The organism is Psychrobacter sp. 16-MNA-CIBAN-0192, assembly GCF_040309565.1.
Taxonomy (GTDB): Bacteria; Pseudomonadota; Gammaproteobacteria; order Pseudomonadales; family Moraxellaceae; genus Psychrobacter.
In genome coordinates this window covers 1-13,518 of the sequence record NZ_JBEOOX010000003.1, presented here as the reverse complement: position 1 = coordinate 13,518, position 13,518 = coordinate 1, and the positions used below count along the sequence as shown (strand labels likewise).

Below are 13,518 nucleotides of genomic sequence, written 5' to 3'. Positions count from 1 at the left end.
ATAAAATAGTGTGCGATAAACAATACGTGATAAAAGAATACACGTGAGTTGGCAGGGTCAGACTTCGCAGTTTTAAAGTCAGCGATTGCCAGCCTTGTGATCCATACGCATGAGCATCAGCTTGGCAAGTGACAGTACAATAAAGGTAATGACGAATAGAATTAAGCCTAAATGCAATAGCGATGCCAAATGCAGCTCGCTCGATGCCTCTGCAAACTCATTTGCCAATGCCGAAGTAATCGTGACCCCTGAGGTAAACAAACTGGGGCTAATATTAAAGGCATTACCAATTAAAAACGTCACTGCCATGGTTTCCCCTAAAGCGCGCCCCAGTCCCAAAATGACACCGCCAACCACGCCCGCTTTGGTATACGGTAATATAATCTTAAACATCACCTCCCAAGTCGTCGCGCCCATGCCATAAGCTGACTCTTTTAGTAAGTCGGGCACTACCGAGAAAACATCGCGCATGGTGGCAGCGATAAACGGGATAATCATAATGGCAAGCACCAAAGACGCGGTAAACATGCCTAGACCCATCGGTGCGCCGGTAAATAACTTACCGATAATAGGCAGTGGACCTATATGCTCGATAAACCACGGCTGAATATGATTGCCAAAAAAAGGTGCAAAGACAAATAAGCCCCACATCCCATAAATAATAGAAGGAATACCGGCTAATAATTCGATGGCAATGCCCAGCGGTTTTTTAAGAAAGTTGGGGCACATTTCTGTTAAAAATATAGCAATACCAAAGCTGACCGGTACAGCTATTAAAATAGCAATAAATGATGTGACTAACGTGCCATAAATAGGCGCTAATGCCCCATATTCGTTCGCAACCGTATCCCAATTATTGCTGGTATAAAACCCAAGCCCAAATGTTTGGATACTCGGTAGCGCACCAATAACCAAAGAAGCAAGGATACCGCCCAATGACAACAGCACCAGAATGGCAAAAGCTTTGGTTGCATTGACGAACAGTGCATCGTAACGTTTTTGTTTAGCCAGTTGCGACCTTAGATCTATCATAAGTGTCTCATTATTAAATATGATTCAGTCGAAAAGAGTAGAGGAGTAATATAAGGGTTTATGATTTAATATCGTCTTGCAACAGCAAACTCAAATTGGTAAAGCGTATTAAAATGCTGCGCTTTACCATTAAATTTGCTGTAATAAAACTTATCAAGTTACGCTGTAAATAATGTTGTTATTAAGGTTGTAATGAACTTACTGAGCTGGCTTATAGACAGGTTGTCCATCACTGCCTTTCACGTCATTCCACTTGGCTTTAAATAACGCCACTGCGGTATCAGAGAATGGTACATAATCAAGCGCAATCGCACTGTCATCACCTTGCGCATATGCCCAATCAAAGAAGTTCAACACGCCTGCCACTTGTTGTGGATTCTCAGGTTGTTTGTGTACTAAGATAAAGGTAGCTGCGGCGATTGGCCATGCTTGCTCAGTTTCAGAGTTGGTAATGACTTTATAAAAGCCTGCTTGTTGTGACCAATCGATATCGCCTGCTGCGGCAAAGGTTTTTGCAGAAGGCTGCACAAAGTTACCCGCTGCATTCTTAAGTGCGGTATGTGCCATATTGTTTTGCTTAGCATAAGCGTATTCAACATAGCCGATAGAGTTCTTCATACGGTTCACATAACTTGACACGCCCTCATTACCTTTACCACCAGCGCCCGTTGCTGACGTTGGCCATTTCACTGTTTTATCTACACCAACAGTGTCTTTCCAAGCGGTTGATACTTTGGCTAAATAATCGGTAAAGTTAAAGGTCGTACCAGAGCCGTCAGAGCGAAATACGGTAGTAATCGCGGCATCAGGTAGGGTTAAATCGGGATTCATCGCCTTAATAGCTGGGTCATTCCATTTACTGATTTTACCCAAATAAATATTTGCTAAAGTCTCGCCATCTAACTGCAGTTGACCCGGTTTAATGCCGTCAATATTAACCACCGGTACAACGCCGCCAATCACAGAGGGAAACTGAATCAGACCTGACGCTTCTAATTCTTCAGGAGTAAGGGGTGCATCAGATGCGCCAAAATCGACCGTTTTTGATTCGATTTGCTTTATACCACCGGATGAGCCGATAGATTGATAATTGACCTGACCACCCGTTGCCGCATTGTAATCAGCTGACCATTTGGCATAAATAGGCTGCGGAAAAGATGCACCAGCACCCGTGATATTAAGAGCGATGTTTTCAGCGGATTTAAAATCTGACGTTGGAGCAGAAGATGCTTGGCTGCCGGTAGCTTGTGCTGACGATTCTGTTGCTACTGCACCAGCGTTGGCATCAGTATTTGCCTCTTTTTTACTATCACAAGCTGCTAAAGTAAGGGCGCTCGCCATTGTTGCCACAGCCAGTAATGAATAACGCATGTAACTCTCCTAAGTAGATTTTAAGTAAGAATCGATAACAAAAAAATTTTAAATAAATGAAATAAGACAGTAAAAAATATAGCGAATAGTGAATTTAAGATATTGATTTTAAAATAGTTATAAATTTTTTACTAAGTAATAGAATGGTAATTTTATAGGGTTTAGGTGCTATTTCTAATTAAGGAACCTTAACTTAGGCACACTCTAACAGCCGAATATTACATTTTGATGACTATCAAAAATCTTATTTTAATAAAACATTAAACCCCACAATTAGAGCAGGGAATGAGAGAATAGCGGAATATGACTGTTTAACAGTTACGATTATTTCTGAGTGATAGATAAGAGAATGATTATGAAGATATTGGAACCGATCACGATTGGTGGTGTACTATTTAAAAATCGCATTATGTTTCCGCCGCTGACGACAGGGTATGAAGCCAAAGATGGTACGATCAGCTCACAAAGTAATGCCTTTTATACCCGCCTTGCTCAAGGTGGCGTCGGATATATTGTGCTGGGTGATGTCGCGCCTATCCGTACCTTTGCACCCACACCCAAGCTGTTTGATGATAGCCAAATAGCAAGTTTTCGCCTGCTCGCTGATAATGTACATGCCTATGGCGCTAAACTTGGCGTGCAAATCTTTCACCCAGAATATGATTGCGATGCGCTTAATGCGTTGTTTGCTGCGGGTGAGATGGATAAAGTGCGTGCGCAACTACATCATGATATGCAGTTTTTCGTTAATGAGGTGTCTGAAGACGCCTTAATGACTATTATTGACAAGATGTGTGCTTGCGCAGTGCGTGCTCAAAAAGCAGGTGTGGATGTCATACAAGTACATGGTGATAGGCTAGTGGGCGCGCTGTGTAGTACGCAAATGAATACACGCACAGATAAATTCGGCGGTTCTTTTGAAAATCGTACTGGTTTTGCCTTGATGTTGGTGGCGGCATTAAAAAAATCCGTACCAACCATGATTATCGATTATAAATTATCGGTGGTCACTCCTGAGCGTGGTAAAGGCGGTATTGATGAGGTGGATGCGCCACTGTTTGCACAGAGGCTTGAGGCTGTTGGCGTGGATATGCTGCATGTTGGGCAGGCAAATCACACCGGTAATATGGCAGATACCATTCCACCGATGGGGGTGCAGCCTTATTGCTTTTTTGCGGATATTACAGGCAATATTAAACGGGCTGTCTCTATTCCTGTCAGCACTTCAGGGCGTATTATTGATCCCAATATGGGCGAGAATATGCTTCAAAACGGCAAGGCTGATATGATTGGTATTGGTCGTGCGCTGTTGGCTGACCCTGACTGGACAAATAAAGCTGCTGCAGGTCAAGCCCAAGACATTGTCCGCTGTATCTCATGCAACGAAGGCTGCGTTGATAATGTTCTCAATCGCTCGTTTATCGCTTGTGTGGTCAATGCTGAGAATGGTTTTGAAGAAACGCGCTTCATTACACCTGCTGAAACTCAGAAAAATATTGTCGTCATTGGTGGCGGTCCTGCAGGATTAGAGGCTGCGCGCGTCGCTGCAAAAAAAGGGCATCGTGTCACTTTATTTGAAAAAGAAAATCAGCTTGGCGGTCAGTTAAATATCGCTAATATTCCCCCGCGTAAAAGTGAGATATACCGTGCTGTAGAGGACTTGATACAGGCAGTTCACCGTGAGGGCGTGACATTGCATCTTGGGAAAACCGCTACTGTCTCAAATGTGCTGGCTTGTGCGCCTGATGCTGTCATCGTAGCCGTTGGTGCGTCGAGCTTCATACCGCCTATCGCAGGCGTGGATGGTGAGAACGTCCGTGATGCGTGGAAAGTACTTGCTAGTGAGCAAAAAGTATCGGGTCGGGTGGTGGTTATCGGCGGTGGTATTGTTGGTTGTGAGACGGCAGAATATCTGGCCGAACAAGATTGCAAAGTTTCAATAGTAGAGATGCAAGATAAGATTGCAGATCACTTAAGTACCACTATTTTACCCACCATGCTTGAGAATTATCGAATACACGGCGTAGAACAGTATGTGAATCATCAAGTCATTAGCATTGATAAGGAAAAATTGCATTGCGTGGATAAGGACAATAAGCCGGTAGAAATTCCATGCGACTACGTGGTTATTGCCAGCGGTGCACGTCCCGTTGAATTTGACACAGCAGCATTCCTTGATAAAGGTATTGCAGTCGTCAAAGTAGGAGACTGCTCAGAAGTTACTGACATCTCACACGCGATTAAAACGGCTTATGACGCGGCTAATGCACTCTGATAACCATATAACAATTTTTATGACATAAAAATTATGCATTGTCATTACTAGATAAAATGGACATTATGAGAATTTTAGGTAGAAATGCTGAATAATGTGATGATTTAAAGTGTTATTAATAGTAGAAAATAATTTATTATAATGTCATTTATCTTGATACTTGTCCGTACACGTTAATTGAAATACATTACTAAGAACCTATGACTGAGACCCTAAAATGAATCAAATAAGCGCGTGGGTCTTAATGATTATGGCAAAGTTTGGCTATTTCGGTATTGTATTTGCCATGTTTGCTGAAAACGTTTTTCCGCCTATACCTTCTGAGTTAATCATGCCAGCCGCTGGTTTTGCTGCCGCGCAAGGTCAGCTAAATCTGATACTGGTCATAATAGCCGGTACATTTGGCGCTGTACTGGGTGCATTACCTTTATATTATTTGGGCAGTGTGTTTAATAAAGAGCGCTTAGTTCTATTCACGCAGAAATATGGCAAATATGTATTTGTTAAATCAGATGATGTTTTGGCGTCTGATGATTGGTTTAATAAGCATGGCAAAAAAGCAGTTTTTTTTGGACGTATGGTACCCGGTATTCGCTCGCTCATATCTATTCCTGCCGGGATGAATCACATGCCTATAGGCTCTTTTTTAGTATTAACCACAGTAGGTGCCAGTATTTGGACGACCGTGTTAACGCTTGCGGGCTATTACTTGGGCAAGAATTATGCACGTATTGAAGTGATGCTCGCGCCATATTCAAAATTATTCTTATTGTTAACAGTGGCTATTATTATTGGCTTTTTTATCAAGCGATATTGGTCTGATAAAAGAGATAATAAGCTAAGCTAATTAATTTGCTCATGAGTTTTATGGAAAATAATAGATTTTTAAGTTTATAGATTTTTTATTTTAATCCCGCCCCAAGTGACAAAAAATACCCCCAGTCCAATAAGAGACGCGCCAAGTAGTAACCCATCCGGTGGACGCTCGCCTTGTAAAAAAATAGCAATAGGCACGCCGACCACCGCTCCAATCGTACCAAGCAAGCTTAATAAAACCGGACCGCCTGTTTTTTGTAATAAAAATAACAGTAAAAATTGTCCGGCAAAGATAAAAGCTTGTACAACGATAACTATAAATGGCAACATCTTTCCCATCGGTACTGCCAGTGAAAAGGTGGGAAACAGGCTAACCATAGCCAGCAATAACGCTGCAGCAATCAGCATTCCGGGGGCAAGTGCCATAGGAGACGCTTGGTCTGGCCAGCGTAATGTCCGATACAAATTGCCGATTGCCAACAATATCGGTCCGCACAGCGCCAATAACACCCAAAATATAGAAGCGTCCGCAGCAGAAAATTTATGAATTGCCAGCACAGATGCCCCAGCCAGCGCGCATGCAACACCAAAAGCGCGCTGTTTATTAAAACGTTCCATATCTAATGCCAATGCGCCAATATAAGTAAGTAGCGGCGGTAAAGCGAGTATCAAGGCGACAAAACTGGCACCAACATGAGGTATCGCAGAGAAGAAAATCAGGTTGGCACCGGCAACACTGACTAGCGCTGCAATGAAGTAATATTCTAAATAGCGCGCCGTTAAAAGTGGACGCTCACGCCTCACGGTTGCAATAACGAGCAATATAATCGCTGCTCCTGTTATCGCCCAAAAAAGAAACGCCAACGCAGTAAGTCCAATACTGCCCGCATATTTTGCAAGATTGGTGGAGAGACCGGTTAAGATGCCGCCTGCAATTAAACAAGCAAAGGGAATAAGCCATGCGTGTGGGTGCTGAGCTGTTTTTCGCTCTGTGGGTGTGTGCATAGGGCATCCTACTAATGAGCAAAAAGAATCCTAGTAATTTATAGCGCTTTCTTATAGTGCTTTTTTATAATGCTTTATAAATGATTTTTTTATAAGTCATTTTTTATGACGATGATTAATAGTAAGCAACTGACAATAAGCAACTTATGTAGACTTGTATACGCAGAATAATTGCTAGATTTCGCAAAAGCCGTTACACTTAATAGACCAATCTGCCATATTCCGGACAAGGAAGTCAATATGCACTCTACATTCCAGCCTATCACGCATTTTTCTGTTAAAAACTTAACCAAATGTATCCTTGCTATTACCGTCTCGGCAATAAGTTACTCTCATGCCAATGCTGCTCAAGCTAATCTTTATAATAGTGTCACGTTTTTCGGTGACAGCTTAACCGATGGTGGTTATTTTAGCCCGATTACTCAAGGTAGTCTGGGATTGAATCAATCAGGACAGTTCACCACCAATCCTGATAATGTGTGGGCAACCTCCTTTGCCGAGCAGCTGGGAACTACAGCGGTTGCTAATAAATATCTGGGCGACAAGACAGGTAATAACTATGCTACTGGATGGGCAAGAGCAGGTAAGAATGATTTACGTGAGCTTCCTATCCCAGGTGCTTCTGTAATTGTTCCTATCCCGTCTGTTAGTAATCAGGTAAATGATTATCTATCTAATAAAAAAGTTGATCCTAATGGCATGTATGTGGTGTGGGGCGGCGCAAATGATTTACTTGCAGCAGCTGCAGACCCTGCTAATGCACTAAATACGGTTTCATCAGCAGCTGGCAGCCAAGTCGCAGCCATCAAAATGCTAAAAGATAATGGTGCGAATTACATTTTAGTACCCAATATTCCTGATATAGGACTGACACCTACTGCTATTGCCGCAGGAGCAGGGTTTCAGTCGTCTGGCACAATGTTAGCAAGCCTATATAACCAATCTATTTATAATGGCGCGGTTGCAACGGGCGCTAATATCATCCCGCTTGATACTTTTAGCTTGCTACAACAAGTAAGCAAAAACCCTGCGGCATATGGCTTCACCAATGTAACGGCGCCCGCTTGTAACACTAGCAGCTTGCTAGTATGTGGCGCTGGTAATTTAGTCACGCCAAATGCCAATAACAGTTATTTCTTTGCCGATGGTATTCATCCTACTGGTCGCGCGCATCAAATGATAGCAGACTATGCTTATGCGGTTGTCACCGCTCCAAGCCAAATAGGCGTCTTGCCGCACATTGCGACGACAACAGGACTGGCAACCAACGAGCGCTTGCAATCTCACATCAATCACATTCAAAGCAGTGAGGCAAAACCCACCCGCACATTGTGGGCAACTGGCGAATTTAAAAATCAAGACATTGCAGGCTTCGAAAGTGATGGTAATACACAAGTATTATTGGGCGCAGATTTTGCTCATCCTAATTCAGAAAATGCCGTCACAGGATTATATGGCAACATCACCAAAAATGAGTTTGAGAATCTAGGTATTCCCACAGGTCTTAGTGATATTGCGATAGACGAAGTTGGTTTTGGTGTCTACCATAGCAATGCCTTAGATAAGTTTGGTGGTATGCAGATTAATGGTGCTGTTGGTTTTGGCAATATGGACATTAATGTGACACGAGCCGTTACCCTTGGTGGCAATAAACAAGAGTTTGGTTCAAATGCAGATGGTAAGCGTTATTATGCCAATGTACAGGCAGGGTATCCCATGCAAGTAAGCGGTATTGGAGTCACGCCGTACATAGGTGCTACTGCCAGTCGTGTAAAAATAGATGGACTAAAAGAGCAAGAAATGTCAGGCATTGCCATGCAGTTTGATGAGCAAAAATACAATACGACTTATGGTAAGCTTGGGGTAAAAGCCAATCATGAGCTTGGTCAAAATCTAAATTTATTTGGTGATATTCATTATCAAAAACAGTTGAGCGACAATCGTAAGGCAGCTTCAGCACGTTTAAATACCATCGCAGATATTAGCTTTGATACCCCTATGGTGCAAACTGACGATGATAATGCGGCTATAACCTTGGGGCTATCCAAAAACTTCGGCTTGCTTAACGCCAATGCAGGTGTAACGCATTCTCAAGGCGATGATGACAAAGATACCAGTGTATTTGTAGGGTTAAGTGGTGCATTTTAAACAAGGTATTTAGGGTCTTAAGTTGAGTATTGAGTCTTAAATGTCAAAAAGCTGCTACATACAGTGACGTGTGTAGCGGCTTTTTAGTGTGTGACTTTAGAATGTGTTATAAAAGAAAATTGTCGACTCATTAGCCAATGGTTTATGATAAACCTTTATAATCATTATTTTAAGTTGGTAGACAACTATGATTTTTATCACCAATAATATTAGCCTTAATGACGATGAGGTAGAAATTCACGCCATACGCGCCCAAGGTGCTGGCGGGCAAAATGTTAATAAGGTTTCCTCAGCCATTCACCTGCGTTTTGATATTTCAGCTTCAAGTTTGAGCGCCAGTAATAAACAACGCTTATTTGCCAGTAAAGACAGTCGTATCAGCAAAGATGGCGTACTTATCCTGAAAGCGCAGCAATTTCGTACTCAAGAACGCAATAAAATCGATGCATTTGAGCGCCTCAAGCAATTTATCATCACGGCTACTTATATCGAAAAAGCTCGTAAACCTACCAAGCCAAGCAACAATGCTCGGCGTAAGCGCATGGACAACAAAACCCAGCGTGGTAGAACAAAAGTATTACGTGGTAAAGTCGATATTTAGCTATACGCGACGATAGTACTTGCACTCATAAAATAATTATTTATCAAAACAAATAAAAGCGGCTGCATTGCAAAACGTCTGCTTACCATTTTTAAAGCCTGCCAAAGCTTGCGCGTTGGTTCTAATAGCACTCACCGCATCTTTCGCTTCTAATACCACTAAAGTTGCAGGCGCACCGATGGCTATTTCTGCTTGCATCGACAATATCTTGGCTGCATTTTTTCCAATCATATCAAAGACGGTTTCTATATCTTTATCTTTCGACAGTTGCGCAATATTGGCGTACATATTACCCATTCTGATAAGAGACGCATCCCCATAAGGGGTAAAGGCATTGAGAATATTGTTACTAGAAATTGTAGTATTAATGCCCAATTCTGCCAGCTCATTGGCATTGACCATTCCTCTTGGAATTAATGCCTCGTAATCACGTCCGTTTAAATAAATGTCGGTTGCAGGCAAGACGGTTAATGAGATATCCGCGAATTTTAATAGTCCAGCCATGGCGCCGCGTTGTAAGGTATCCATCGCCGAAAGCTTAGTCACATGACCGATAGACACGCGCCCTTGATACTGACGTTTGATGGTTTCTTTCACCACTTTAGGGATGCTCGAGCCTTCAGGGTCTAAGTCAAAGTTCAAATGAAAGTCAACATTGACATCAAACTGCTCTGCTAAATCAAATATCATCTCGATATGGCGGTCTGGATGCTCGTCTTTATAGGGGCAACCACCGACCAAATCCGCTCCTTGTGTCAACGCTTGCTGTAACAGCGCATAAGTCTGTGGTGCCGTGGTCAAACCATCTTGGGCAAAGGCACAAATCTCAATATCCATTGCAAAAGCATATTTTTCGCGCGCTTTTTTAATCGCGTTAAAGCTGCGTAATTGCGTTTTGGCATCTGTTTCTACAAAGGTACGCATTCCTACAGTGCCTTTTTTTATTGCCATCTCTATTACTTTACAGGCGCGTGCGTACACATCAGCTTCGCTAAATTCTTCTTTAGCTTGCCCAGTCTCATTCACTGCTTCTTCCAAATCACCGCTTTCTATACTACAGCGGTCAAGTATGCAGGCTTTATCAAGGTGGATATGGCTTTCATAAAAACCTGCACAAACGAAATTACCTTGAGCATCGTAAATGCTGGTGTTAGCGTTATTTATAGCGACTTCATCTTCATAGTTTTCATCATGACTATCGTCAATAGCATGATTAACGTCTTCAATAGCAGCAATCAGCCCGTCTTTTATCTTTATCGTTACCATATTCTGATGATTTTCCAATCGAGCGTTTTTAATAATGATATCCATAATTTTTATCCTTTCTATTTTTATTGGCAATATATGTAATGGCATGGCGCTGACTGTACCTAGCAAATGTTACTTAGCTAAAAGGTAGGAACGGTATCGTTAAAATTGCATTATTAGAACCGATTTTTCATCCCTGTTTACTCATATAACGCTCAATAATAAACAGCAGTTAAATGCAATCGTCTATTGAGTCAGCGCAGGTAGGGTGCTATTTTACAGCCCCTGCTTATGTCTGCCGTTCAGCAGTAACACAAATGATGTTAAAATAACGATTTGCCCGTATTTCGCTCACAGTTTCACTCATATTTTTGCCAATAGCGCTGTGCTTAATTCTAAAAAGGAAGTGTGTCATGATTAATACCAAAATATATAAGTCGGTTTATACCTTGGCTGAAAAGCTACTCGAAGCCGATAGAAAAGGACATCAGGAAGCTTTTAATTGGCTATATAGTGAGCTAAAAGCAATTTGTGTCGACAATGAAAATACCGATAAAGACCATCCTGAACAATGGGAAACGCTTGCTGACTTTACTGCCGATTTCGACGAAGCTCTGGTCATTTATGATAAAGCGTTAGAGAAAGCCAAGGCCGTCAATTCGAAAGACCATCTGTCATCTATTGCCTTTTCTATGGCAGTTATTCAAGTTGAATTGGGGCAAAAGGACGCGGCTATTACTAGCCTACAAAATGCAAAAATCACTGCCAATAAAATAGAAGACAAAGAATTTAAAGTAGAAATTGATGAGTTGCTCACTAAATTGTTATCTGAGTAAATCGATGCTATTTAAAGCTTATGGCTGCTATTTTCACTAAAATAATGACAACTCTTACATAACAAAAGGTCGTTATGACACCGATTATTTTTCACAATCCGAACTGTGGTACTTCGCGCAATACCTTAGCTATTATGCAAGCGTCAGGTGAAACGCCTAACATCATCGAATATCTAAAAACGCCGCCCACACGCGAATATTTGGTTGAGCTGCTTGACTTAATGAACCTCTCGCCGCGTGCGTTGTTACGGCAAAAAGAGATGGCGGCTTTAGAACTGTATGAATCAGCGTTATCCGATGAGCAGCTTCTCGATGCCATGATTGCGCATCCTATTTTAATCAATCGTCCCATCGTCGTTACGGATAAAGGCGCTGCATTATGCCGTCCGTCAGAGCGAGTATTTGATTTATTAACGCATCCTGTCAGTCGTTTTATCAAAGAAGATGGTGAAGTCTTACAGTATCTCGGTAGCAATGCGACAAGTCATATTCCAGAGCCATTCATTGATTTAACTGAGTTGCCAAATATCTATAGTGAACACTTGCGTCCAATTGATATTGAGTCTTTGATTGGGGCAAATGACCCACGCCATGCGCCAAAGATATTGGTACTATATGGCTCCTTACGTGAGCGCTCATTTTCTAAATTAGCCGCAGAAGAAGCAAGCCGAATTTTACGCTGGTATGGTTGCGAAGTGCGTACCTTTAATCCATCCGGTTTGCCACTGCCAGATGACGCCGATGTTAACCATCCTAAGGTACAAGAGTTGCGCGAACTTGCAGCATGGTCGGAGGGTATGCTGTGGGTGAGTCCTGAACGTCACGGTAGTATTACCAGTATTATGAAAGCACAGATTGATTGGATACCCTTGTCACTTGGCGGCGTACGACCCACGCAAGGTAAAACGCTGGCAATCATGCAAGTTAGCGGTGGCAGTCAAAGTTTTAATACCGTTAATCAGCTGCGCATTCTTGGGCGCTGGATGCGTATGATTACCATCCCTAATCAATCTTCTATCCCAAAAGCGTTTTTGGAGTTTAATGACGACAATCGGATGAAGTTATCGCCTTTATATCAGCGTATGGTTGATGTTTGCGAAGAGCTGGTAAAATTCACGTGGCTGACGCGTGGTCGTGCTGATTATCTAACCGATCGTTACTCTGAACGGGTAGAAAGCTGTGAGCAAGTGTCACAACGGGTCAATCAAAAATAGCTATGGCTGCTTTATTCGATTAAAGCGCATTTATAGTAAAGTACATTTATAGCAAGGCATGTTTAATAAGGCACGTTTATGTTAGCGCTAGCAATTTTTATAGTCACTTTGGTATTGGTCATATGGCAGCCAAAAGGACTGGGTATCGGCTGGAGCGCGCTTGGTGGAGCATTGGTTGCCCTGCTGTTTGGTGTGGTGCAATTGTCTGATATTGCTATTGTATGGGATATCGTTTGGGATGCGACCTTTACCTTTGTTGCCTTGATTATCATCTCTTTAATATTAGATGAGGCAGGTTTTTTCGGCTGGGCAGCCTTGCATGTGGCTCGATTCGGTAATGGTCAAGGTCGGCGATTGTTCCCGATGATTGTGGTACTAGGTGCCTTTATTTCCGCATTTTTTGCCAACGATGGAGCAGCATTATTGCTCACGCCTATCGTTATCGCAATCTTACTGCGTCTTGATTTTGCGCCAAAGTCAGCTTTAGCTTTTATTATTGCTACCGGATTTATTGCAGATACGGCAAGCCTGCCATTAGTAACCTCCAATCTAGTTAATATTGTCAGCGCCAATTATTTTGATATTGGCTTTGGGCGCTATGCCACCGTTATGGTGCCAGTGAATGTAGTCTCCGTTGTTGCAACATTACTGGTACTGAACCGCCCCGACTTTATCGGAGAGTGATTTACTTGAGTCAGGCAGCAATACCTGACAGGATTAAACTATCATAGTACCGTTTTTCAAACTCAAAGGGTGACACATAACCAATCGTACTATGCAGTCGTGTTTTGTTAAACCAGTCTACCCATTCAAGGGTTGCTAATTCAACATCATTCACGCCATGCCATTGTTCTTTTAGATATTCAATCACCTCAGACTTATAAAGCCCGTTGACCGTTTCAGCCAATGCATTGTCGTATGAGTCACCAGTCGTGCCCACAGAGGCAATAACACCGCTGTCAGCCATTTTAT

At 42.3% G+C, this 13,518-nt stretch carries 11 protein-coding genes and 2 pseudogenes; 8 read left to right on the top strand and 5 right to left on the bottom strand.

The window, feature by feature from the left end; translation table 11 throughout:
• Positions 1-78 precede the first annotated feature (78 nt).
• Both pstC and pstS read right to left on the bottom strand, forming a co-directional pair.
• Positions 79-1,032: a phosphate ABC transporter permease subunit PstC gene (gene pstC, locus AAEY78_RS03465; RefSeq protein ID WP_352337352.1), complete on the bottom strand. Its 954-nt coding sequence runs from the start codon at positions 1,030-1,032 to the stop codon at positions 79-81.
• Between the two features lie 198 nt (positions 1,033-1,230).
• Positions 1,231-2,403: a phosphate ABC transporter substrate-binding protein PstS gene (gene pstS, locus AAEY78_RS03460; RefSeq protein WP_352337350.1), complete on the bottom strand. Its 1,173-nt coding sequence runs from the start codon at positions 2,401-2,403 to the stop codon at positions 1,231-1,233.
• A gap of 355 nt (positions 2,404-2,758) precedes the next feature.
• Here pstS and bilR point away from each other — a divergent pair, with 355 nt between their 5' ends.
• Both bilR and AAEY78_RS03450 read left to right on the top strand, forming a co-directional pair.
• The gene (bilR, locus tag AAEY78_RS03455; protein ID WP_352337349.1) at positions 2,759-4,678 is read left to right on the top strand and encodes a bilirubin reductase, long form; all 1,920 of its coding nucleotides are present in this window, start codon (positions 2,759-2,761) and stop codon (positions 4,676-4,678) included.
• A gap of 217 nt (positions 4,679-4,895) precedes the next feature.
• Positions 4,896-5,525 carry a DedA family protein gene (locus AAEY78_RS03450; protein WP_352337348.1) on the top strand — a complete coding sequence of 210 codons (630 nt, stop codon included), beginning with the start codon at positions 4,896-4,898 and terminating at the stop codon, positions 5,523-5,525.
• Positions 5,526-5,569: 44 nt separating this feature from the next.
• Here the strand turns inward: AAEY78_RS03450 and AAEY78_RS03445 are convergent, their stop codons facing one another.
• Positions 5,570-6,499: a DMT family transporter gene (locus AAEY78_RS03445; protein WP_352337346.1), complete on the bottom strand. Its 930-nt coding sequence runs from the start codon at positions 6,497-6,499 to the stop codon at positions 5,570-5,572.
• A 240-nt stretch (positions 6,500-6,739) separates the two neighbouring features.
• Between AAEY78_RS03445 and AAEY78_RS03440 the strand changes: the two genes are divergently transcribed.
• Positions 6,740-8,647, top strand: coding sequence for an autotransporter domain-containing protein (locus AAEY78_RS03440; RefSeq protein WP_352337345.1), 1,908 nt, complete (start codon positions 6,740-6,742; stop codon positions 8,645-8,647).
• 187 nt (positions 8,648-8,834) lie between these two features.
• On the top strand, positions 8,835-9,248 hold the full coding sequence (arfB, locus tag AAEY78_RS03435) for an alternative ribosome rescue aminoacyl-tRNA hydrolase ArfB (RefSeq protein ID WP_352337343.1): 414 nt from the start codon (positions 8,835-8,837) through the stop codon (positions 9,246-9,248).
• Between the two features lie 36 nt (positions 9,249-9,284).
• On the opposite strand, the gene AAEY78_RS03430 is transcribed toward arfB, so the two are convergent.
• Positions 9,285-10,559, bottom strand: coding sequence for an amidohydrolase family protein (locus AAEY78_RS03430; protein WP_352337341.1), 1,275 nt, complete (start codon positions 10,557-10,559; stop codon positions 9,285-9,287).
• A gap of 350 nt (positions 10,560-10,909) precedes the next feature.
• Here AAEY78_RS03430 and AAEY78_RS03425 point away from each other — a divergent pair, with 350 nt between their 5' ends.
• From AAEY78_RS03425 to AAEY78_RS03410, 4 genes and pseudogenes are all read left to right on the top strand, one after another.
• Entirely contained in the window at positions 10,910-11,332 is a 423-nt protein-coding gene (locus AAEY78_RS03425) for a tetratricopeptide repeat protein (RefSeq protein ID WP_352337340.1), read from the top strand.
• 74 nt (positions 11,333-11,406) lie between these two features.
• Positions 11,407-11,733 (top strand): annotated as a pseudogene (gene arsC, locus AAEY78_RS03420) (arsenate reductase (glutaredoxin)); the annotation flags it as partial.
• A 102-nt stretch (positions 11,734-11,835) separates the two neighbouring features.
• Positions 11,836-12,546, top strand: coding sequence for an arsenical resistance protein ArsH (gene arsH, locus AAEY78_RS03415; RefSeq protein ID WP_502943653.1), 711 nt, complete (start codon positions 11,836-11,838; stop codon positions 12,544-12,546).
• A gap of 78 nt (positions 12,547-12,624) precedes the next feature.
• Positions 12,625-13,203, top strand: a pseudogene (locus tag AAEY78_RS03410) (ArsB/NhaD family transporter); the annotation flags it as partial.
• Positions 13,204-13,240: 37 nt separating this feature from the next.
• On the opposite strand, the gene AAEY78_RS03405 reads toward AAEY78_RS03410, so the two are convergent.
• The coding region (locus AAEY78_RS03405; protein ID WP_352337338.1) for an integrase core domain-containing protein at positions 13,241-13,518 on the bottom strand (278 nt) is incomplete at its 5' end.

Coding starts and splice junctions, on each gene's coding strand:
- pstC (WP_352337352.1), bottom strand. CDS start 1,032: ATGATAGATCTAAGGTCGCAACTGGCTAAACAAAAACGTTACGATGCA.
- pstS (WP_352337350.1), bottom strand. CDS start 2,403: ATGCGTTATTCATTACTGGCTGTGGCAACAATGGCGAGCGCCCTTACT.
- bilR (WP_352337349.1), top strand. CDS start 2,759: ATGAAGATATTGGAACCGATCACGATTGGTGGTGTACTATTTAAAAAT.
- AAEY78_RS03450 (WP_352337348.1), top strand. CDS start 4,896: ATGAATCAAATAAGCGCGTGGGTCTTAATGATTATGGCAAAGTTTGGC.
- AAEY78_RS03445 (WP_352337346.1), bottom strand. CDS start 6,499: ATGCACACACCCACAGAGCGAAAAACAGCTCAGCACCCACACGCATGG.
- AAEY78_RS03440 (WP_352337345.1), top strand. CDS start 6,740: ATGCACTCTACATTCCAGCCTATCACGCATTTTTCTGTTAAAAACTTA.
- arfB (WP_352337343.1), top strand. CDS start 8,835: ATGATTTTTATCACCAATAATATTAGCCTTAATGACGATGAGGTAGAA.
- AAEY78_RS03430 (WP_352337341.1), bottom strand. CDS start 10,559: ATGGATATCATTATTAAAAACGCTCGATTGGAAAATCATCAGAATATG.
- AAEY78_RS03425 (WP_352337340.1), top strand. CDS start 10,910: ATGATTAATACCAAAATATATAAGTCGGTTTATACCTTGGCTGAAAAG.